Here is a 22,421-nt window from a genome sequence, read left to right as displayed (position 1 = left end):
CGACGACGTGGACGCCAAACTGCTTTCTGCTGGAACTTCGTCGACCAACTCTGGCGCCTATACCGACCTCAATCGCCTGTCGGCGATGAAGACCGGTTCGGGCCGCGACAGCGCGGGCAACATCCGCAAGGTCGCCCAGGAGTTCGAGTCGCTGTTCATGAACGAGATGCTGAAATCGATGCGCTCGGCCAACGAGGTGTTCGCCAAGGACAACCCGATGAACAGCGAAGCGGCCAAGCAGTACCAGGACATGTACGACCACCAGCTGTCCGTGTCCCTGGCTACCCAGGGCCACGGCATCGGCCTGGCCGACGTGCTGGTCAAGCAGATGGAGAAGATGCAGGGCGTACGCCACACCGGCAACAACCCCTTCGCCCAGACCGGCGCCCAGGCGGCCACCGACGCTGCCCCGAGCGCTGCGGCCGTTGCTTCGGCCTCCGACCGGCAGAAGACCCCGAGCGTGTTTGCCGCCAACGGCAAGGCCTTGCCGCAGCCCGAAGCCGGCCGCGACGACCGCCAGGCGCTGAACTCGCGCCGCCTCGCGCTGCCGGGCAAGCTCGCCCAGCGTATCGCCGCCGGCTTGGTGCCGGGCGCCGAGAACGGCAACGCCGTGGCTTCCAGCGCCAATCAGCCGGCGCAGCTGGCGAGCAACGACTGGCGTGGCAGCAAGGCTTACACCCAGCAGATCGACACCACCGTGCCGGTCGCTGACGTCGACGTCTCGGCCATCTCCACCAAGCCGGGCAAATCGATGTTCGCCTCCGCCGAGGACTTCATCAACACCATGCTGCCGATGGCCGAACGCGCCGCCAAGCGCATCGGCGTCGACCCGCGCTACCTGGTGGCCCAGGCCGCGCTGGAAACCGGCTGGGGCAAGAAAATGATCGCCCAGCGCGACGGCAGCAGCAGCCACAACCTGTTCGGCATCAAGACCGGTTCGAGCTGGAAGGGCGATTCGGCCCGCGCCACCACCACCGAATTCGAGCAGGGCAAGCAAGTGAAGGAAGTGGCCTCGTTCCGCGCCTACAACTCCTTCGAGCAGAGCTTCCAGGATTACGTCAGCTTTTTGCAGAACAACGACCGCTACCAGGGCGCGCTGGATTCCACCGCGCGTCCCGACCAGTTCATGAAGGAGTTGCAACGAGCCGGTTACGCGACCGACCCGCAGTACGCGCGCAAGGTCAACCAGATCGCCAAGCAGATGCAGGTCTACCAGACCGTCGCGATGACCGACGGCCCGACCCGCACGCTTTGACGCCTTTGTAGAGTGGAAAGCGCCAAGGAACGACCATGAGCCTCTTGTCCATAGGATTGTCCGGACTCAACGCCTCGCAGACGGCGCTGAGCACCACCGGCAACAACATCACCAACGTCGACGTCGCCGGCTATACCCGCCAGCAGTCGGTGCAGGGGACTTCTGCCGCGCAGTTCGCGGGGCAGTACTACGTCGGCACCGGTACCACCGTGCAGGACGTGAGGCGCATGTACAGCGAGTTCCTGGCCAACCAGGTACGCGGCGCGACGTCGGTGAACAGCGATGCGCAGACCTACCTGGCGCAGACCAACCAGATCGACTCGCTGCTGTCCGACAGCACCACCGGCCTGTCCAAGGTGATGCAGAACTTCTTCGCCTCGCTGCAGACCGCTGCGGCGACGCCGACCGATGCCGCCTCGCGGCAGCTGGTGCTGACCCAGGCGGGCAACCTGGCGCAGCGCTTCAACTCCATTTCCACCCAGCTGGGTACGCAGAACAGCTACGTCAACACGCAGATGGACAGCCTGGCCGGCCAGGTCACCGACCTCGCCCGGACCATCGCCCAGTACAACCAGGCGATCACCGCGGCCCAGGCCGGCGGTGCCAGCGCCAACGACCTGCTGGACAAGCGCGACCAGGCAGTGGTGCAGCTGTCGGACATGATCGGCGTCAGCGTGGTCAAGCAGGGCAGCAACTACAACCTCTACCTGGGTTCCGGCCAGCCGCTGGTGGTGGGCAGCAACGCCTCCACCCTGACCGCCGGGCCGAGCGCCAACAATCCGTCGCAGTTCAGCCTCAGCCTGAGCTCCTCCGGCAACTCGTCGATGGACGTCACCTCGGTCGTCACCGGCGGCCAGATGGGCGGCCTGCTGCGCTACCGCAGCGACGTGCTGGACACCACCCAGAACGAACTGGGGCGGATGGCCGTCGTCCTCGCCGACACTTTCAACAGCCAGCTCGGCCAGGGCCTGGACCTCAACGGCAACTTCGGTGCGCAGCTCTTCAAGGACATCAACGACGCCAGCGTCATCGGCAACCGCAGCCTGGCCAACACCCACAACACCGGTACCGGCAACCTCAACGTCAACATCACCGACAGCAGCGCGCTGACCACCAGTGACTACGAGGTGACCTTCACCTCGGCCACCGGCTACACCGTCAAGCGCTCCTCCGACGGCACAGTGATGGGCACGGGCGATCTGACCGACAACCCGCCCAAGGAATTCGACGGCTTCAGCATCAGCCAGCAGAGCGTCGGCACCGTGCAGGCCGGCGACCGCTTCACGGTGATCCCGACTCGCACCGCGGCCAGCGATATCTCGGTGAGCATGACCGACTCCAACCGCCTGGCCTTCGCCTCGCCGGTGGTCGCCAGCACCACCACCGGCAACACCGGCAGCGGCACCATCGCCGGCACCACCCTGACCACCAAGCTGGACGCCAGCAACGGCACCGCCATGGCCGCCGCGATCAAGGCCGGCCTGCCGGTGAAGCTGGTGTTCGACGCCGCCAGCGGCGGCACCCAGGGCTACACCATCTACGACTCGGCGGGTAACTCGCTGGGCACCGGCAACATCGTGCCGGGGCAGAACAACGACATCAGCATCACCGTCCCGGGCACGCCGGCGTTCAGCTTCCAGACCACCATTGGCGGCTATCCGGGCAAGGGCGACAGCTTCGGCGTGGCCTTCAACAGCAACGGCGACGCCGACAACACCAACGCGCAGAAGCTGATCGACCTGCAGAGCGCCAAGACCGTCGGCAGCGGCACCGGCAGTGGCAGCGGCATGAGCCTGACCGGCGCCTACAGCAGCCTGACCGAAACCGTTGGCGCCACCGCCAACCAGGCCAAGCTCGACGCTACCGCCACCGCGGCGGTGCTGACCCAGGCGCAAGGCTCGCGCGACTCGCTGTCGGCGGTGAACCTCGATGAAGAGGCGGCCAACCTGGTGAAGTTCCAGCAGTACTACACGGCGTCCGCGCAGGTCATCAAGACCGCGCAGACACTCTTCGACACCCTGATGAACAACATCTGAGGAGGCTGAAATGGTTGTGCGAATTTCCACCCCGCAGATCTTCAATTCCAACATCGACAACTACAACCGCGGCTATTCCAGCCTCGCCAAGCTGCAGGAGCAGATCTCCAGCGGCTCGCGCATCCAGACGCCCGCCGACGACCCGGTCGGCGCCGCGCGCCTGTTGCAGCTGGAACAGCAGCAGTCGCTGCTGACCCAGTACAGCGGCAACATGACCAGCGCCACCAACAGCCTGAACCAGGAACAGAGCGTCCTCGACTCGATCAACACCGCCCTGCAGCGCGCCCGCGAACTGGTGCTGCGCGCCGGCGACGGCTCGCTGACCGACGATGACCGCGGCGCGGTGAGCGATGAGCTGGGCGAGATCCAGAAGCAGTTGCTGACCCTGATGAACAGCAAGGACGCCAGCGGCAACTACCTGTTCTCCGGCGGCAAGAGCACCGTGCAGCCGTTCGTGCAGAACGCCGACGGCAGCTACAGCTACCAGGGCGACCAGAGCACCCTCAAGCTGCAGATCTCCGACAACCTGAACCTGTCGACCAACGACAACGGCTGGAGCATCTTCGAGATGGCCGCCAACGCCAGCCGCACCATCAGCTCGGTGACCAGCAACCCGAGCACCGATGGCGTGCAGCGCGTGTTCCTCTCCCAGGGCACGGTAACCAGCGACAGCACCTACAACGCCAGCTTCCGCGATGGCGCGCCGTACACCCTGAAGGTGCTCAGCGGCACGCAATACCAGATCCTCGACAAGGACGGCAACGACGTCACCAGCGATGCCAACACCAACGGCACCTATGACGCGACCTCCGCCGACAGCAACGCCATCAACTTCCGTGGCTCGCAGTTCCAGCTCGACGTTTCGCTGCCTTCCAGCGACGACGCCAGCACCATGGACAGCCTGGTCAGCGGCTACAGCTTCAGCTTCGGCACCGCCCAGGACGCCCTGTCGGTCAAGCGCAGCGCCACCAACACCTCGACCGCGCAGATCACCTCGGCCTCGGTGAGCAACAGCACCGCCTACACCACGCAGTTCCCCAGCAGCGGTGTGCAGCTCAAGTTCACCAGCGCCACCGACTTCGAGGTCTACGCGCTGCCCACCAGCCAGGGCTCGACGCCGCTTTCCACCGGCACGCTGGGCGCCACCTTCCCGCAGACCGTCACCGTGGCCGGCGTGGACATGACCATCAGCGCAGCGCCGGCGGCCGGCGACCAGTTCGGCGTTACCGCCAACTCGCCGGAGCGGCAGAACATCCTCAACACCCTCGGTGACCTGCGCAAGGCGCTGGATACTTCCACCGCCGGCGACCCGCAGGCGCAGCTGAACATCCGCAACCTGGTGGCCAGCGCCATCACCAACCTGGACAAGGCCAGCGACCAGGTGCTCTCGACCCAGTCGTCCGTCGGTGCGCGGCTCAACACCATCGATGTGATCAACCAGGAAAACCAGAGCCTGGCGCTGACCAACACCACCACCCAGTCGTCGATCCGCGACACCGACATGGCCGCCGCGACCTCGCAGCTGGTGTTGCAGCAGACCATGCTCGAAGCGGCCCAGGCCGCCTTCGCGCGGATCAGCCAGCTGAGCCTGTTCAACAAGCTCTGATTCAACTGGCTTTGATTCAACAGGCCTTGATGCAACAAGGCTTTGAGGGTGATGGCATTTTGGGCATGAGCTACTATGCCCCCCTGAAACGGGCGCAGGCCCGTGCTCGCATGTGGAGGTGCTCGTGAAGGCGGTAATCCTGGCCGGTGGCCTGGGGACTCGGATCAGTGAAGAGTCCCATCTCAAGCCCAAGCCGATGATCGAAATCGGCGGCAAGCCGATCATCTGGCACATCATGAAGATCTACTCCCACTACGGGATCAACGATTTCGTGATCTGCCTGGGCTACAAGGGCTACGTCATCAAGGAGTACTTCGCCAACTACTTCCTGCACTCCTCGGACGTCACCTTCGACATGGCCGAGAACCGCATGCACATCCATGAACGCCACGCCGAACCCTGGCGCGTGACCCTGGTCGATACCGGCGAGGACTCCGGCACCGGCGGGCGCCTGCGGCGGGTGCGCGACTACCTGGATGACGAACCCTTCTGCTTCACCTATGGCGACGGCGTGGCCGATATCGATATCGGCGCGCTGGTCGCCTATCACCGCCAGCACGGCCGCCTGGCCACCGTCACCGCGGTGCAGCCACCGGGTCGCTACGGCGCGCTGGAACTGGACGGCGACCGCGTCGCCGGCTTCCAGGAAAAACCCCAGGGCGATGGCGGCTGGATCAACGGCGGCTTCTTCGTCCTCGAACCTTCGGTGATCGACTACATCCACAACGATGCGATCTCCTGGGAACTGGAGCCCATGCGCAACCTGGCGCGCGACGGGCAGATGATGAGCTACACCCACGACGGCTTCTGGCAGCCGATGGACACCCTGCGCGACCGCACGCTGCTGGAAGATCGCTGGCGCAGCGGCGAGGCGGAGTGGCACCTGTGGCGCTGAACCCGCAAGCCTGGCGTGGGCGCCGCGTACTGCTCACCGGGCACAGTGGTTTCAAGGGAGGATGGCTGGCGCTGTGGCTGCGCGAGCTGGGCGCCGAAGTGCGCGGTTATTCGCTGGCGCCGCCAGATGGGCCGACCCTGTGGCAGGCCGCGCGACTGGACGAGGTGATCGCCGGCGAATTCGCCGATATCCGTGAAGCCGGGCAACTGGCGGCGGCAGTCCGGGGATTCGCACCTGAAGTCGTCCTGCATCTTGCAGCGCAGCCGCTGGTGCGCGAGTCCTACCGCAACCCCGCCGATACCTACGCGACCAACGTGATGGGCACCGTCAACCTGCTGGAGGCGGTGCGCCAGGCGCCATCGGTCCGTGCCGTGCTGGTGGTGACCACCGACAAGTGCTACGAGAACCGCGAGTGGTTGTGGCCCTACCGGGAGAACGACCCGCTCGGCGGCCACGACCCCTACAGCGCCAGCAAGGCCTGCGCCGAGCTGGTCTGCGCCAGCTACCGCCGTGCCTTCCTCGAAGAAGCCGGAGTCGGCCTGGCCAGCGCCCGCGCCGGCAACGTGATCGGCGGCGGCGACTTCTCCACCGACCGCCTGCTGCCCGACGTCTTCCGCGCCTGGGCTGCCGGGGAGGAAGTGGTGCTGCGTTATCCGCAGGCGACCCGGCCCTGGCAGCATGTGCTGGAGCCGTTGGCCGGCTATTTGCAACTGACCCAGGGCCTGCTGGGAAACAGTCAGGAATTTGGCGGCGCCTGGAACTTCGGGCCGGGCCCCGATAGCGTGGTCAGCGTGCAGAATGTGGTGTCGAGCCTGGCCAGCCTGTGGCCCGAACCGAGCCGTTGGCGCGTCGAGTCGGCCGGCCAGGTACACGAGGCCGGCATGCTGGCGCTGGATTCCTCGCAGGCGCGCAAGCGCCTGGGCTGGCAGCCGCGCTGGAGCCTGGAACAGGCGCTGGCCCACACGGTGGACTGGCAGCGTGCCTGGCAGGCTGGCCAGGACATGCGTGCCTTCACCCTTCAACAGATCGAGCGGTATTCAAGCGAAGCTCTATGACTACAGAAACGGCGCAGGCCCTGCGCCAACAGATTTCCGAACTGGTGGCCCGTTATGCCGAGCTGGAGTTCGCGCCGCGCGTGTTCGTCCCCGGGCAGAGCAGCGTGCCGCCGTCCGGCAAGGTGATCGGTAGCGGTGAGCTGCAGCAGATGACCGAAGCCGTGCTCGATGGCTGGCTGACCACCGGCCGCTTCAACGAACAGTTCGAGCGGCGCCTGTCGAAGTTCCTCGGCCAGCGCTGCGTGCTGACCACCAACTCCGGCTCCTCGGCCAACCTCCTGGCGTTTTCCGCGCTGACTTCGCCACGCCTGGGCGACCGCGCGATCCGTCCGGGCGACGAAGTGATCGGCGTGGCCGCCGGCTTCCCGACCACGGTCAACCCGATCCTGCAGTTCGGTGCGGTGCCGGTGTTCGTCGACGTGCAGATGGGCACCTACAACATCGACCCGGCGCTGATCGAAGCGGCCATCGGGCCAAAGACCAAGGCCATCATGCTCGCCCACACGCTGGGCAACCCGTTCGACCTCGCCACCGTGCGCGCGCTGTGCGACAAGTACGGCCTGTGGCTGATCGAGGACTGCTGTGACGCCCTGGGCTCGACCTACGACGGCAAGCTGGTCGGCAGCTTCGGCGACATCGGCACCCTGAGCTTCTACCCGGCGCACCACATCACCATGGGCGAGGGCGGGGCGGTGTTCACCCAGAGCCCGAAGCTTGCGCGGATCATCGAATCCTTCCGTGACTGGGGCCGCGACTGCTACTGCCCGCCGGGCCAGGACAACACCTGCGGCAAGCGCTTCGACTGGCAACTGGGCGACCTGCCGGCCGGCTACGATCACAAGTACATCTACTCGCACCTGGGCTACAACCTGAAGATCACCGACATGCAGGCCGCCTGCGCGTTGGCGCAGATGGACCGGGTCGAGGGCTTCATCGCTGCGCGCCGGCAGAACTTCACCTGGCTCAAGGAACGTCTGCGCAGCTGCGAGGACGTGCTGGTGCTGCCCGAGGCGACGCCCAACAGCGACCCATCCTGGTTCGGCTTCCCGCTGACCCTGCGTGACGGCCAGGCCCACGCCCGTGTCGAACTGCTGCGTCACCTGGACGCTGATCGGGTTGGCACGCGCCTGCTGTTCGCCGGCAACCTGACGCGCCAGCCCTACATGCAGGGCCAGAACTACCGGGTCGTCGGCGATCTGCCGGTGACCGACCGGATAATGCGAGACACCTTCTGGGTGGGCGTGTGGCCGGGGCTCGGCGAAGAGCACCTGGAACACGTCGCACGCCGCATCGAGGCCTGGTTCGGCCGAGGAGCCCACCGATGAGCACTGCCAATACCGCACCAGCAGCCAGCGAACTGTTCGACCGCCCGCTGTTCATCCTCGAGATGGCCAACAACCACATGGGCGACGTGGCCCACGGCATCGCGCTGATCCGCGCCTTCGCCGAGGTCTGCCGCGACTTCCCCTATCGCTTCGCCTTCAAGCTGCAATACCGCGACCTGGACAGCTTCATCCATCCGTCCATGCAGGGTCGCGACGACATCAAGTACATCAAGCGCTTCAGCGAAACGCGGTTGTCCCGCGAGCAGTTCGACACCCTGGTGGCGGAAATCCGCGCCAACGGTTTCCACTGCCTGTCGACGCCGTTCGACGAAGCCTCTGTCGCGGTGATCGAGGAGCAGGGCCTGGATGCGATCAAGGTCGCCAGCTGCTCGATGAGCGACTGGCCGCTGCTCGAACGCGTGGTGCAGACCGCGCGCCCGCTGATCGTCTCCACCGCCGGTTCGACTCTGGAAGAACTCGATCGCCTGGTGAGCTTCCTCACCCACCGCGAGAAGGATTTCGCCATCCTGCATTGCGTGGGCGAATACCCCACGCCCGATGCCCACATGCACCTGTCGCAGGTGGACTTCCTGCGCCGCCGCTACCCCGGCGTGCGCGTCGGCTTCTCGACCCACGAGAACCCGGACAACACCGACATCGTCAAGATCGCCCTGGCCAAGGGCGCGCGCATCTTCGAGAAGCACGTCGGCCTGCCCACCGCGGATTACCCGATCAATGCCTACTCGGCCAGCCCCGAGCAGGTTCGCCGCTGGCTCGAAGCCGCGCAGTACGCCTTGCTGCTGTGCGGCGAAGGCGAACAGCGCCTGCCGGTCAACGAGTCCGAGCGCGCCAGCCTGCGTTCGCTGCGCCGTGGAGTGTTCGCCAAGCGGCCGATCCGTGCCGGCGAAGTGGTGCACGCCGAAGACGTGTACTTCGCCTTCCCGCCGCAGGACGAGCAGTTCACCGCCAACGACTGGAGCAAGTACGCCACCTTCACCGCCCAGGCGGACATCCCGGTGGATGCTGCGCTGGCACCGGCCAACGCGACCCGCCGCGATGTGCGCGACAAGGTCTGGGAAATCGTCCAGCAGGTCCGCGCGCAACTGCGCGACAGCCACGTGGTGGTACCCGGTCGCGTCGACCTGGAGATTTCCCACCACTACGGCCTGGATCGCTTCGACGAGATCGGCCTGACCATGCTCACCGTGGTCAACCGTGGCTACTGCAAGAAGCTGCTGATGCTGCTGCCCGGCCAGGAACACCCGGAGCAGTACCACCAGCGCAAGGAAGAGACCTTCCACGTGCTGCACGGCGAGCTGGTGCTGCGCCTGGACGGCGTCGAGCGCGTCTGTCGGCCGGGTGACGTGGTCACCGTCGAGCCGGGCGTGCGGCACGCCTTCAGCAGTGCCAACGGGGCGATCATCGAGGAGCTGTCCTCGACTCACTTCAGCAACGATTCGTTCTATACCGACGAGGCGATCAACGCCAATCGGGACCGTAAAACCCTCTTGAGCTACTGGATGGACTGACGTGCCGACCCCCTATCGTGTTGCCGACTACATCGCCGACTTCATCGCCGGACAGGGCGTCGGGCATGTGTTCCTGCTGCCCGGCGGCGGCGCCATGCACCTCAACGACGCGGTGGGCAAGCACCCGCAGCTGGAGGTTGTCGCCTGCCACCACGAACAGGCCGCGGCGATCGCCGCCGAAGCCTACTGCCGGATCAACGAGAACCTCGGCGTGGCCATGGTCACCACCGGCCCCGGCGCGACCAACGCGGTAACCGCCGTGGCCGGCGCCTGGATCGAGTCGGTGCCGCTGCTGCTGGTCTCCGGCCAGGTCAAGCGTGCCGACCTGCTGCGCGGCGCGCCGCTGCGGCAGAAGGGCGTGCAGGAAGTCGACATCGTCAGCGTGGTCAAGCCGATCACCAAGTACGCGGTGACCGTCGAGCGCCCCGAAGATATTCGCCGCGAACTCGAACGCGCCGCCTTCATCGCCCGTGACGGCCGTGCCGGCCCGGTGTGGATCGACGTGCCGCTGGATGTCCAGGGCGCGCCCATCGACCCGAACAGCCTGGAGGGCTGGAGCAATGACGCGCAGCCTGTCGCCGCCATCGATACCGCGCTGCTCGAACAGGTCCGCGCACTGCTCGAAGGTGCGCAGCGTCCGCTGATCCTCGCCGGCCATGGCGTGCGCCTGAGCGGCGCGGCCAATGCCTTCCGCGAGCTGGTGGAAGCCCTTGGCGTACCGGTGGTGACCACCTGGAACGCTCTGGACCTGCTGCCCTACGAACACCCGCTGTACGTCGGCCGCCCTGGTGTAGTGGCGCTGCGTGCACCGAACTTCGCGATCCAGAACGCCGACCTGCTGATCGCCATCGGCAGCCGCCTGGACAACATCATCACCGCCTACGCCCCGCGGGACTTTGCCCGTGGCGCGCGCAAGGTGGTGGTCGACGTCGACGCCAATGAGATCGCCAAGCTGGACATGCCCATCGACGTGGCCGTGACCAGCAGCGCCGATGCCTTCATCACCGCCCTGGCCGGCGCCACCGCAGGGGCCGAGTTCCGTCGCCCGCAATGGCTGGAACGCTGCGCCGACTGGAAGGCCCGCTACGGCGTCAATGACGGCCAGCCGTTCCCGGCCAGCGGCGCGATCAGCCACTTCCAGTTTGCCGATGCGCTGTCCGATGCGGTGCCTGCCGACACCCTGGTCAGCACCGGTAGCTCGGGCCTCGCGGTGGAAGTGTTCTACACCGTGTTCCGCAACCGCCCCGGCCAGCGCGTGTTCCTCACCTCCGGCCTGGGCGCCATGGGCTACGGCCTGCCGGCGGCCATCGGCGCCTGCTTCGCCAACGGCCGCAAGCCGATGGTGGCGGTGGAGAGCGACGGCAGCCTGCAGCTGAACCTGCAGGAGCTGGCCACGCTGCGCGGCTTCAACCTGCCGATCTGCCTGGTGGTGATGAACAACGGCGGCTACGCCTCGATCCGCAACACCCAGCGCAACTACTTCGAAGCGCGCTACGTCGGCACCGGTCCGGAAGCCGGGCTGTGGATGCCCGACCTGGAAGAGCTGGCGCGGGCCTACCACCTGCCGTTCAAGCGCATCCGCGATGCCGCCGAGCTGGCCGAGGGCCTGGTCGAAGCGGTCAGCCAGCCGCGCCCGATGATCGTCGAGGTGATGCTGATGAGCGACGAGGCGCTGAGCCCGAAAGTCGCCGCCGTGCCGCAGCCCGACGGCTCGATGACCTCGATGCCGCTGGAGGACATGAGCCCGCTGCTGCCGCTGGAAGTGCTGGAGCGCGAAATGAACGGCCACCTCAGCCCGGTATCGCGCAAGGCGCGGGGCGGCTGAGGGGTGGCGTTGCCGGGCGTGACTTGTCCGTGCTGCGCTTCGCCCGCCGAGCCGGTGGTCGAGCATCCGCGCGATGCCAGTTGCCCGCGCTGCGGGCACCGCTGGCGCGACGCGGCAGAGCTCGCCGATGGTGCCGGCTATTACGCCGGCCTGGTGGCGCGCAATGACGAGCAGGCGCCCTGGTTTGCCCGCAAGATCGACGCGCGGCTGGCTGCCGTCCTGGCGCTGATCGAGCCGACCACCGAACGTGTGCTGGAAGTCGGTTGCGCCGAAGGTGGCCTGGGTGCGGCGGTCAAGGCACAGGCTGCCGTGGCCTATGACGGCATCGAGTTGTCCCAGGACAGCGTGCTCGCCGCGACCCGCCTGGACCAGGTGTTTTGCCAGCCGGCGGCGCAGGTACAGAGCGCGCCCTACGATCTGATCCTGTCGTTCCATGTGCTGGAACACATCGCCGACCTGACCACGGAACTGCTCGCCTGGCGCCGTTTGCTGACGGAGCGCGGCGCCTTGCTGATCGAGGTGCCCAATCGCGCCGGGCATCCGTGGCTGAGCAATGACCTGAACCCCGAGCACCTGCATCAGTTCACCCCGGCATCGCTGACGATCCTGCTGGCCAGCTGCGGCTTCACCTGTCAGGCGCTGAGCCGCGGGCACTACGAGTCCCCGCTGTATTGCGACTCGATCCAGGTGATCGCCCGCCCGGAGCCGACGCCGGAGCAACGCCGCCAGCACCTGCTGCAGCGTTTCCAGCAGTACCTGGGCGGGCCGTTCATTGCCTATGGTATCGGCGGCGACTACCTCAACTACGTTGCGCCTCTGGCAGAGGCGCTGCCGATCCGCGCGCTGGTGGATTCCGCGGCGGAAAAGCACGGCCGGCAGGTCGGCGCATTCAGCATCACAGGCTACGACCCGGTCGCCCATGCCGCGCTGCCGATCCTCATCTGTTCGCTGCGCTACGGCAGCTCGATCCGCCGGCACCTGCTGGACCAGGGCATCGCCGCCGAGCGTCTGGTCGCGCTGGAGAGTCTTTTCGATGCGCTCTGAAGCTGCCGAGGGCAGGGTGCTCTGGATCACCGGACTGTCAGGGGCCGGAAAGTCGACGCTGGCTGCGGAGCTCGCCCAGCGTCTGCGCGCGCGCGGTGAACCGGTGGTGCTGCTGGATGGCGACGAGTTGCGCGAGGTATTCGGCGCCGTGGCCGCCACCGCACAGAATCATGGCCGCGAAGCCCGCCTGGCCCTGGCCCTGCAATATGCCCATCTCTGCCAGGTCATCGCCCGGCAGAATCTCACCGTGGTCATCGCCACCATTTCGCTGTTTCGCGAGGTACATGCATGGAACCGGGCCAACCTGCCCGGTTATTTCGAGGTGTACCTGAAGACCCCGATCGAGGAACTTGTCCGACGTGATCCCAAGGGTCTCTACCAGCGCTTCCAGCGCGGGGAGATCCAGCACGTGGCCGGACTGGATCTTGCCATCGACGAACCGGAGTCGGCGGATTGGCTGGAGGAGTTTTCCTCGCAGCGCCCGCCGCACGTCGTTGCCGAGGCACTGTTGAATCATCTGCAAAAGGAATCGGCCCATGAAAACTGAGTGGGACTACACGGCGCTCGCCGATGCTTACCTGAAGCGCCCGGATTATGCCGAGGCGGCCATCGACGCAATGCTGGCGATTGCCCGGCAGCGGGCGGGCAGCGAAGTCTGCGATGTAGGCGCGGGTGTTGCGCACCTGACCCTGATGCTGGCAGCCCGCGGGGCGCGGGTGACCGCCGTGGAACCCAACGATGCCATGCGTGCCAACGGGGTCGCGCGTACTGCCCATCTGCAGGGTGTGCACTGGCACGAGGGTACGGGGGAGGCGACCGGCCAGGTCGCCCAGGCATTCGACCTGGTGACCTTCGGCAGCTCGTTCAATGTCTGTGATCGCCAGGCCGCGCTGGCGGAAACCGCCCGTATCCTCAAGCCGGGCGGCTGGTTTGCCTGCATGTGGAATCACCGCCGCCTGGACGATCCGATCCAGTCACGCATCGAATCCATCATCCGCGCGCACATTCCCGATTATGGCTATGGCAGCCGGCGCGAGGACCAGACGTCCGTCATCGATGCCAGCGGACTGTTCGGGGCCGTGGTGCATCTGGATGCGGCGGTGCTGCATCGCCAGAGCATCGATGAATGCGTCGAAGCCTGGCGCTCGCATGCCACCTTGCAGCGCCAGGCGGGTGGAGCGTTCGCGCAGATCATCGATGAGATTCAGGGGTATCTGCAGGAGATGGGGACGGCCAGTATCGACATACCCTATTCGACCCATGTCTGGGTCGCGCGGTTGCGATAGCCGCTCATGGCGTCCGGATTCTCGACCAAGGCGCGCACGCTGGCGGGGCTCGATGGCCTGCTGAAGACGGCACATATTGCGCCCCAGGTGTGCATCGGCCTGGCGCGCTGGCATCAGGCGCGCGCGCAAAGCCTGGCGGAGGTTCCGTCCCGCTTGGGGAGCGGCCCCTGGATTGTGCGCTCAAGCTGCAAGGACGAGGACAGCCACCAGGGTTCCCGTGCTGGCGCTTACCTGTCGTTGCTGGATGTCGCCTGCGACGAACTGGATCAGGCCATCGACCGGGTGTTCGCCTCCTACGGCGACGCTGATCCGCAGCAGGAGGTGCTGATCCAGCCAATGCTGCGCGGTGTCGTGCGAGCCGGCGTAGCGTTCAGCCATGACCCGAACACCTGTGCACCGTATCGCGTCATCAACTGGTCCGAGGGTAGCGACACCACCGCGGTAACCACGGGCACGGGCGGGCAAGTCTGGCAGCAGGCTGCGCACAGTCCTCGTCCGGCTCCCGAGGAAGTCGGGCCCGTGCTGGCCTTGCTCGACGAGTTGCTCCTGCGGTTCTCCGGCCAGCCGCTGGACTGCGAGTTCGCGGTGACTGCCGGGCCCGCCGGCCAGCCGATGCTGTGGCTGCTCCAGGTACGCCCTCTGCTGCTGCGTAAGGTGCCTGACGAGGCTGCCGAACAGGCCCGTCGGCTGGCACTGATCGCCGAAAAGGTGGCCCAGGGCATGCGTGTCTCGCCGTTTCTGCTGGGCCAGCGCACCGTCTATGGCGTGATGCCGGACTGGAATCCCGCGGAGATCATCGGCATACGGCCCAAGCCTCTGGCGCTGTCGCTGTATCGAGAGTTGGTGACGGATTCCATCTGGGCCTACCAGCGGCACAACTACGGCTATCGCAACCTGCGCAGCGTGCCCTTGATGCCCAACTTTGCCGGGCTGCCCTATATCGACGTGCGGGTTTCGTTCAACTCCTTCATCCCGGCCGATCTCGACGAGGGGCTGGCCGGGCGCCTGGTGGACTATTACATCCAGCGCCTGATCGCGGCCCCGCAACTGCACGACAAGGTGGAGTTCGAGGTGGTCTTTTCCTGCTATACGCTGGACCTGCCACGGCGCCTGGAATGCCTGGCTGAAGCGGGTTTCAGCGAGGCGGAGCGCGAGGCCATAGCACAGAGCCTGCGGCGCCTGACCAACCGCATCATCCATCCTCGCGAGGGGCTGTGGCGCTCGGATGCCGCCAAGCTGGACGTGCTGGAGGCTCGCCGCAAGAAACTGGAAGCTTCCGCGGCGCAGCCTGTCGAACGCATCTACTGGCTCCTCGAGGATGCCAAACGCTACGGTACGTTGCCGTTTGCCGGTCTTGCACGCGCCGGTTTCGTGGCTGTTCAGATGCTCAAGTCGCTGGTGGCGGTCGGGGTGTTTTCCGCTGCCGATTACGATGCGTTCGTGCGCAGCCTTTCCACCGTCAGTGGTCAACTGGCGCGTGATCGCGTGGCGCTGGATCCGAGCCTGTTCCTGGCCCGCTATGGCCACCTGCGGCCCGGAACCTACGACATTCTTTCGCCGCGTTATGACGAGGCGCCAGCGCAGTATTTCGACTGGAGCGAGCGCCAGTGTGCGCCGGAGCCACCGGCGCCTTTCGCTTTTACCCTGCCGCAGATGCGCGAAATTGCCCGACTGCTCGAGGCGCACGGGCTTGAGTGCGACCCGGTAGGCTTGTTCGATTTCCTGCAGGCCGGTATCGAATTGCGCGAACTGGCCAAATTCCATTTCACCCGTAACCTGTCCGACGCGCTGGTGCTCATCGGTGAGCTGGGCGCCTCGCTGGGCTTGTCTCGCGAGGCGCTGGCCTACTGCGATATCAGTGCCGTGCAGGAGCTCTACATGGGGTCGGATGACCCGCGCGAGTGCCTGGAACGGAGCATCGCCGCCGGCCGGCGCCGCTACGAGCAGACGCTCAGGACCACGCTGCCCGCGCTGATCACCCAGCCCGAGGATGTCTGGGGGTTCATGCAGGCCGCCCACCAGCCCAACTTCATCACCCAGAAGCAGGTCACGGCGCCGGTGACCAGTGTACTGGAGCGCGGGGAACTGGCCGGTCGCATCGTCTGCATACCCAATGCCGACCCCGGTTTCGACTGGCTGTTCGCGTGCCCGATCGCCGGGCTGATCACGACCTGGGGCGGGGCCAACTCGCATATGGCCATTCGTGCCGGTGAGCTGGGGCTGCCGGCCGTCATCGGTGCAGGCGAGGCCAGCTTCCAGCGCTGGCAGCAGGCTCAGCGGCTGTTCGTCGATTGCGCCGGGCAGCGCGTGGAGGTTCTGGCATGAAAGTCGTGGCGGTCAGCCAGCGAGTGGACATCAGCCCGGCAACTGCCGAAGTGCGTGACGGGCTCGATCAGCGCCTGAGCGGGTTCCTGTTGGCTGCCGGTTATCTGCCGGTGCCGGTGCCCAACCTGCTGGGCGCGGCGGATCGACAGGCTGCTGATAGCCTGCTCGATGCCTGGCTTGCAGCCGTCAGGCCACACGCCATCGTGCTTTCGGGAGGCAACGATATTGCCGAGCGCCCTGAGCGCGATGCCGTCGAGCTGGCATTGCTGGAGCATGCGGCGACCAGGCATATGCCGGTGCTGGGAATTTGCCGGGGCATGCAGATGCTGGCGCATTGGGCTGGTACGGGCCTGCGCCCGGTGAGTGCTCATGTGGCCTGCCGGCACCGTCTGGTCGGGCAGATCGAGGACGAGGTCAACAGCTACCACTGCTGGGCGCTGGCCGATTGCCCGGAGGGTTTCGACGCACTGGCGCGCAGTGAGGATGGCTGCCTGGAGGCGATTGCTCATCGGCAACTGCCATGGCAGGGCTGGATGTGGCATCCCGAACGTGAGCCGTCGTTGCGCCAGCTGGATATCAATCGTTTGAAGGCGTTGTTTGAATGAAAGCCATTATTCTGGCAGCTGGACGCGGCAGCCGTATGCGCCAGCTGACCGATGAGCGCCCCAAGTGCCTGGTTCCGCTGCAGGGGCGAGCCCTGCTCGACTGGCAGCTGGAGGCGTTGCGCCTGGGAGGGGCGAGTGAAATCGCCGTGGTCACCGGCTACCGTCGCGAGTGCCTGGCCGACCGCGGGCTCGTCGAGTTCCACAATCCGCACTGGGCGCGGACCAACATGGTGAGCTCGCTGGCCTGTGCCCAGGAGTGGTTGGGCAGCGAAGCCTGCCTGGTGAGCTATTCCGATCTGTTCTACCAGCCCAGCGCGGTCCGGTTGCTCGCCGCCAGCTCCGCGCCATTGGCAATCACCTACGACCCCGCCTGGCGAGCGTTGTGGGAGGCACGCTTCGATGACCCGTTGAGCGACGCCGAGACCTTCCGGGTCAGCGCCGATGGCCAACTGCTGGAAATCGGCCAGCGGCCGACGCAAATCGAGGCGATCCAGGGGCAGTACATGGGGCTGCTGCGCTTCACTCCTTCGGCATGGGCCGAGCTGTTGCGTGTGCGCCAGCTACTTGATGACAGTCAGTGCGATGCCTTGCACATGACTGGGGCCCTGCAGGCGATCATTCAGGCGGGGCGTCAGGAGGTGCTTGCAATCCCTTATCGGGGGCTGTGGGGCGAGATCGACTCCTCCCAGGACCTGCAAGCCTCGGTGAGTCTGGCTGAACGCTTTGCCCAGGCCTTTGCCGGGGAGCGTCAGGGGTTGGGCTCGTATGCGAGCGCTGGACAGAGGAGCGATAGCCGAGCATGACGACCCGAGCTTCTTTCATGCTGCTGTGCCACGGCAGGGTTGGGACCGCCAGCCTGCTCGAAAGCCTGCAGCTGGTCGACAATCTGTTCGTCCCCAGTTTCTGGCACACCGACCCGCTGCTGGCAGACGGCAGCCTCGAGTCGCTGCCCGGGAAGACTTCCCGGCTCTCCGAACAATGCGCCCTGCCGACTGCGCTGGACAACATCGCGGTGGGCCTGATCAACCACTGCTTTCCGCTGGCGCAAGCGCAGGCATTGCGTATCCGCGACAACCTCGACCGATGTCTGCTGCCCCGCGCGCCGGTGTTCCTCTGGACCCGCAACCCGGTGGACAACCTGGTGTCGTCGTACAAGACCTACCTGATCGTCCATACCATCTTCGCCCTCTGCGAGGGCAATGAGCACGCCAGCGGCATCTACCAGCCATTCAATACACCGCTGCCGCTGGGGTTCGCCGAGTTCGTCGAACACTACCACTACATGGTCGACTACCGTTGCCAGCAGGCGCTCTACGAGCAGGCAGGGCACCCGGTGCATCTGCGCCCGTTCGCCAACCTGCAGAGCGACTTGCAGGGGGAGGTGGCGTTTGTGCTGCGCACCTGCGGCATTGCTGCTCCCGACCTGGATATTCCCCAGGTGGACTACCCGCGCGTGGACCACTGGGCGACCCAGGTGTCGTTTGCCTTCCGTAACAACCTGTCGATCGACGGCCTGCCGCTGGGTGTCGGCTACTTCAATCCGCCGCGGCCGTTCCCCAACCAGGGCGCGCTGACCCTGGAGATCAAGGAGCACATCTTCGTCGCTCCCGATCGCTGGTTCCATTTGCCACATGCCTACAAGAAGCGAATCCTGGCCGGCAACGATCCGTGGCAAGTCATCCCCGGTACGCTGGAGCGTTACGCGGCGTTCGAGCAGCAGGTGGATGAGCGTGTACAGAGCCTGCTCAATGAGCAGGACGAAAGCCGGTTGGCACAGATTGCCCGCGAGCACTTGCTGGCGCTGGGCATTGACCTGGATTACCGATGAAAGCCCGGCGTGCTCCGGTGCCCAAAGGCCAGGCGCCCAGCCATTTTCATTCAAGGAGTCACTGATGGCGGTCATCGCCCAAGCCTGCGTCTGTTGTGGCGCATCCGCGCTGGAGCGCTCTCCGGCGATCCTCATGCCTTTCGTGGCGCACCGGGTGTTCGGCTGGACGCCGGTAGAGGTCACCGAAGCCTGGGGCCTGCGCGATCTGGCGCCGGGGCATGCCTATGCGCTGTGCAATACGCTGCACTGTCCGGCGTGCGAGCTGACTTTCCTCGACCTGCGCTTCGATGGCGAAGAACTGGGCCGCCTGTACCGCGACTATCGCGGCGAGGACTACACGGCCCTGCGCGATCACTACGAGCCCGGTTACGCACGGCGCAACCAGCAGTTGCTGCAGGGCGGCGGCTACGCCGCGCAGGTCGAGGCCTTCCTCGCGCCGCTGCTGCCCGCGCCGCAGCGGGTGCTCGACTGGGGTGGCGACAGCGGCATCAACACGCCATTTCGTGGGCGGCTGGCGCAGCACCATGTGTTGGAGATTTCCGACCGTCCGCTGGTGGACGGCGCGCAGCGCGTGGATGCGCAGCAGGCGCGCGAGCATCACTACCAGCTGGTGGTGCTCAGCCAGGTACTGGAACACGTGCCCGAGCCGCTGGCGTTGCTCGACGAAGTGACCGCCGTGCTCGCCCCTGACAGCCTGCTGTACATCGAGGTGCCCTGCGAGGGCCTGGTACAGCAGATCGCTGCCGGCAATGCGCGCTGGCAGGACAAGCGCCACTGGCACGAGCACATCAACTTCTATTGCGAAGCCTCGTTGCGTGCGCTGGTGACGCGTGCGGGGCTGGAGGTCGAGAGCCTGGGCAGCCTGGAAGTGGACGTGGGCAATGGGCCGGTGCGGGTGTTTTCCCTGGTGTGCCGCCTGGCGGCCTGACTGGAGTTTCTCTCTTCGATGAGTTCTCTCATGCACAGCGTCGATATCATCGTTCCAACCTACAACTACGGGCGCTTTCTCGGCCGCTGCCTGGATTCGATCCTGGCGCAGACCTACGGCGATTTCGGCGTGCTGGTCATCGACAATGCCTCGGAGGACAACACCGAGGCGCTGATGGCCGACTACTGCCAGCGCGACGCGCGCATCCGCTACGTGCGCAACGCGACCAACATCGGCCCGTCGCATTCGGTGCTCAAGGCCTATGAGATGACCCATGCGCGCTACTGGGTGATGCTTTGCGCCGACGACTACTGGCAGCCGACCTTCCTCGAGGCCTGCGTCCAGCGGGGCCTGCTCGAAAATCCTGAATGCGCCTTTGCCTACAGCAACGCCAGCCGCCTGCTGGGCGAGCAGGTGATCGAACACACCGGCATCGCGCTGCCGCGCCTGGACACAGGCGTGCACGAAATCCTGCCGTACCTGTGCCTGAGCAACTGGATCTTCCCTTCGTTCTGCGTCATCGACCGCGAGCGTTTCGACCGCGTCGGCGGCGTACGCCGCAGCCTGGAAACCTTCAACCGCGCCTATTCGCTGCGCAAGGGCAGCATGGGCGACCACTACCTGGTGGCGCGCCTGGCCGCCCGCCATCCGGCCTTCGTGGCGAATCAGCGGCTGGGCGTCTATCGCGTGCATGAGAGCAGCGACACCGCCTCGATGGGCGACGGGCTGGTCGAGGAAGTCGCGCTGCTCTACGACGTGATCTACTTCGACAACGACCTGTTTCCCGACACCGCGCGCTACCTGGCCAAGATCAACCAGACCGGGCGCATCCTCACCACTGCGGGACTGGCGCGCACGGCCTTCAATTATGTGCGTAACCCACGTACCGCCGCGCTGCTGGGCGATGCCCGCCGCGATATCCTGCGCTGGCTGATCGAGTGCGTGCCGCGCATGCCGCTCGACCTGCCCGACGCTGCGCTGACGGAGGAGGGGACGCTGGACAAGCACAAGAACCTCACACGGCTGAAAGAGCTGGTCGACCTGCCCTACGATCAATGGACGCAGCTGTACTTCTGAGAATCAACCACAGAATTTCTAGCCGAATTGCTCATGAAAAAGACTCACCTACTGTTCGATTTCGATGGCACGCTCGTGGACTCCGCGCCGGCCATCCTCGCCACCTTCAGCCAGGTGCTCGAAGCCCATGACCTGCTACCGCGCCGGGCCATCGACAGCAGCCTCATCGGCCCGCCACTGCGCCCGACCCTCGAAGCGCTGAGCGGGCAGAGCGAGCCGGCGCTGCTGGATGCTCTGAGCGCCAGCTTCCGCGAGATCTACGACGCCCAGGTGTGCCTGACCACACCGGCCTATCCGGGCTGGCCGCAGGTGCTTGACGCGCTGCGCGAGCGCGGCCTGGTACTGGCCATAGCCACCAACAAGCGCCTGCTGCCGACCCAGCGCATCCTCCAGGAACTGGGCTGGGCCGAGTACTTCTGCGCGGTCTACGCCAGTGACTCGCATCCGGGGCTGTACAGCGACAAGGCCGGCATGATCGGAGCGCTGATGAGTGCGCTGGCTATCCAGCCGGGCAGCGCGATCTACCTGGGCGATACCGAGCAGGATGGGCGCGCCGCCGCCGCCAACGCCGTGGACTTCTGGCCGGTGGCCTGGGGGTACGGACAGTTTGCCGAGCAGTTGCAGCCGTTGGCCACGCCGCAGGCCGTGGCCGAGCGCCTGGCACTGGATGAAGCCCGCTGAGTTTCACAGGCAGAACCTGTTGGTGATGCCCAGGCAAGGAGAAAGAGCATGTCGATGAGCCTGGCCCATCCGCTGATCCGCGAGGACGTGCAGAGAGTCGCGGCGCGCCTTGAGCGGCTCCAGGCCTTGCAGGGCGCGCACCTGCTGGTCACTGGCGGCACCGGCTTCTTCGGCAAATGGCTGCTGGCGCTGTGCGACGGCCTCAACGAGCAGGGCTGGAACCTGCGCGTCACGGTGATTTCCCGTGATCCGCAGCGCTTCCTCGACAGCGAGCCGCACTACCGCACGTGCTCCTGGCTGCACTGGCAGGTGGCGGATATTCGAGACCTGTCGGCCGTGCAGCTGCGCGCCGACTATATGCTGCACGCTGCCACCGACAGCTCGGTGGCCGGGCAGGCGGATCGCCTGGCGCTGTTCGACACCCTCTATCACGGTACTCGCGAAACGCTCGAACTCGCGGTACGTAGCGGCGTGCGTCGGGTACTGCTGACCGGCTCCGGCGCTCAATACGGCGATGGCCTGGAGGAGGGCGGCTGGCGCGAGGTCGACACGCGCGCCTGCGCCAGCTTCGACGCGCGGCAGGTTTATGGCGAAGGCAAGCGCGTGGCGGAAATGCTTGGCGCCCTGTACGCCGAGCGTCATGCTTTTGACGTAGTGCATACCCGCGGCTTCGCCTTCGTCGGTCCCGGTCTGCCGCTGGATGCGCACTTCGCAGTGGGCAACTTCATACGCGACGCGCTGTTCCGCGAGCGCATCGTGCTCGCCTCGGCCGGGCTGGCGCTGCGCAGCTACCTGTATGGCGCGGATCTTGCTGGCTGGCTGTTGACCCTGTTGGCCCGGGGAGAGGGCGGCACGGTCTATAACATTGGTTCCGACCAGGCATTGTCGATTGCTGACCTGGCACGCCGCACCGGCGCGTTGCTGGCGCCGGGCAAGCCGCTGGAGATTCCGGCCGCGGCACCCGGCACGCAGCGGTCCCGCTACATACCGGATATCCAGCGTGCCCGCAGCCTGGGCCTGGATATCTGGACGTCGCTGGACGAGGCACTGCTGCGCACCGCGCGCTGGTGCACGGACACCGCCGGCCACTGAGGGCAAGCCCGGCCGTAATGGCGGCGACC

Annotated in this window: 19 protein-coding genes; all 19 read left to right on the top strand. The window is 66.1% G+C overall.

The window, feature by feature from the left end:
- The first annotated feature begins 7 nt into the window (after window positions 1–7).
- The 19 genes from flgJ to QO207_RS12875 all read left to right on the top strand — a co-directional run bounded on the left by flgJ (window position 8) and on the right by QO207_RS12875 (window position 22,392).
- Window positions 8–1,255 carry a flagellar assembly peptidoglycan hydrolase FlgJ gene (gene flgJ / locus QO207_RS12965; protein WP_301532801.1) on the top strand — a complete coding sequence of 416 codons (1,248 nt, stop codon included), beginning with the start codon at window positions 8–10 and terminating at the stop codon, window positions 1,253–1,255.
- A 35-nt stretch (window positions 1,256–1,290) separates the two neighbouring features.
- Window positions 1,291–3,291: a flagellar hook-associated protein FlgK gene (gene flgK, locus QO207_RS12960; RefSeq protein WP_301532800.1), complete on the top strand. Its 2,001-nt coding sequence runs from the start codon at window positions 1,291–1,293 to the stop codon at window positions 3,289–3,291.
- A gap of 16 nt (window positions 3,292–3,307) precedes the next feature.
- Entirely contained in the window at window positions 3,308–4,897 is a 1,590-nt protein-coding gene (locus QO207_RS12955; protein ID WP_301532864.1) for a flagellar hook-associated protein 3, read from the top strand.
- Between the two features lie 124 nt (window positions 4,898–5,021).
- Entirely contained in the window at window positions 5,022–5,792 is a 771-nt protein-coding gene (rfbF, locus tag QO207_RS12950) for a glucose-1-phosphate cytidylyltransferase (protein WP_301532799.1), read from the top strand.
- A complete protein-coding gene (gene rfbG / locus QO207_RS12945; RefSeq protein ID WP_301532798.1) occupies window positions 5,783–6,847 on the top strand; it encodes a CDP-glucose 4,6-dehydratase in 1,065 nt (354 codons plus the stop codon). Before rfbF ends, rfbG begins: the two co-directional genes overlap by 10 nt.
- Entirely contained in the window at window positions 6,844–8,172 is a 1,329-nt protein-coding gene (rfbH, locus tag QO207_RS12940) for a lipopolysaccharide biosynthesis protein RfbH (RefSeq protein ID WP_301532797.1), read from the top strand. The genes rfbG and rfbH overlap by 4 nt, the downstream gene beginning before the upstream one ends.
- Window positions 8,169–9,701, top strand: coding sequence for an N-acetylneuraminate synthase family protein (locus tag QO207_RS12935; protein WP_301532796.1), 1,533 nt, complete (start codon window positions 8,169–8,171; stop codon window positions 9,699–9,701). The genes rfbH and QO207_RS12935 overlap by 4 nt, the downstream gene beginning before the upstream one ends.
- 1 nt (window position 9,702) lies before the next feature.
- Window positions 9,703–11,526, top strand: coding sequence for a thiamine pyrophosphate-binding protein (locus QO207_RS12930; RefSeq protein ID WP_301532795.1), 1,824 nt, complete (start codon window positions 9,703–9,705; stop codon window positions 11,524–11,526).
- Window positions 11,527–11,544: 18 nt separating this feature from the next.
- A complete protein-coding gene (locus QO207_RS12925; protein ID WP_301532794.1) occupies window positions 11,545–12,570 on the top strand; it encodes a class I SAM-dependent methyltransferase in 1,026 nt (341 codons plus the stop codon).
- Window positions 12,560–13,117, top strand: coding sequence for an adenylyl-sulfate kinase (locus tag QO207_RS12920; protein WP_301532793.1), 558 nt, complete (start codon window positions 12,560–12,562; stop codon window positions 13,115–13,117). The genes QO207_RS12925 and QO207_RS12920 overlap by 11 nt, the downstream gene beginning before the upstream one ends.
- The gene (locus QO207_RS12915; RefSeq protein ID WP_301532792.1) at window positions 13,107–13,856 is read left to right on the top strand and encodes a class I SAM-dependent methyltransferase; all 750 of its coding nucleotides are present in this window, start codon (window positions 13,107–13,109) and stop codon (window positions 13,854–13,856) included. The genes QO207_RS12920 and QO207_RS12915 overlap by 11 nt, the downstream gene beginning before the upstream one ends.
- 6 nt (window positions 13,857–13,862) lie before the next feature.
- A complete protein-coding gene (locus QO207_RS12910; RefSeq protein ID WP_301532791.1) occupies window positions 13,863–16,181 on the top strand; it encodes a PEP-utilizing enzyme in 2,319 nt (772 codons plus the stop codon).
- Entirely contained in the window at window positions 16,178–16,786 is a 609-nt protein-coding gene (locus tag QO207_RS12905; protein ID WP_301532790.1) for a gamma-glutamyl-gamma-aminobutyrate hydrolase family protein, read from the top strand. Before QO207_RS12910 ends, QO207_RS12905 begins: the two co-directional genes overlap by 4 nt.
- On the top strand, window positions 16,783–17,589 hold the full coding sequence (locus QO207_RS12900; RefSeq protein ID WP_301532789.1) for a phosphocholine cytidylyltransferase family protein: 807 nt from the start codon (window positions 16,783–16,785) through the stop codon (window positions 17,587–17,589). Before QO207_RS12905 ends, QO207_RS12900 begins: the two co-directional genes overlap by 4 nt.
- A 17-nt stretch (window positions 17,590–17,606) precedes the next feature.
- Complete coding sequence (locus QO207_RS12895; protein ID WP_301532788.1) at window positions 17,607–18,614, top strand: hypothetical protein; 1,008 nt, start codon at window positions 17,607–17,609, stop codon at window positions 18,612–18,614.
- Between the two features lie 64 nt (window positions 18,615–18,678).
- Complete coding sequence (locus tag QO207_RS12890) at window positions 18,679–19,542, top strand: class I SAM-dependent methyltransferase (protein ID WP_301532787.1); 864 nt, start codon at window positions 18,679–18,681, stop codon at window positions 19,540–19,542.
- Between the two features lie 30 nt (window positions 19,543–19,572).
- Window positions 19,573–20,619, top strand: coding sequence for a glycosyltransferase family A protein (locus QO207_RS12885; protein ID WP_301532786.1), 1,047 nt, complete (start codon window positions 19,573–19,575; stop codon window positions 20,617–20,619).
- Window positions 20,620–20,652: 33 nt separating this feature from the next.
- Window positions 20,653–21,300 carry an HAD family hydrolase gene (locus tag QO207_RS12880; protein WP_301532785.1) on the top strand — a complete coding sequence of 216 codons (648 nt, stop codon included), beginning with the start codon at window positions 20,653–20,655 and terminating at the stop codon, window positions 21,298–21,300.
- A gap of 48 nt (window positions 21,301–21,348) precedes the next feature.
- A complete protein-coding gene (locus QO207_RS12875; RefSeq protein WP_301532784.1) occupies window positions 21,349–22,392 on the top strand; it encodes an NAD(P)-dependent oxidoreductase in 1,044 nt (347 codons plus the stop codon).
- Window positions 22,393–22,421 lie beyond the last annotated feature (29 nt).

It is taken from the genome of Pseudomonas sp. CAN1 (genome assembly GCF_030462585.1).
In the GTDB taxonomy this organism is placed as follows: domain Bacteria; phylum Pseudomonadota; class Gammaproteobacteria; order Pseudomonadales; family Pseudomonadaceae; genus Pseudomonas.
Note: the sequence above shows the minus strand (reverse complement) of the source record. Positions and strands in the feature narration are given on the sequence as shown.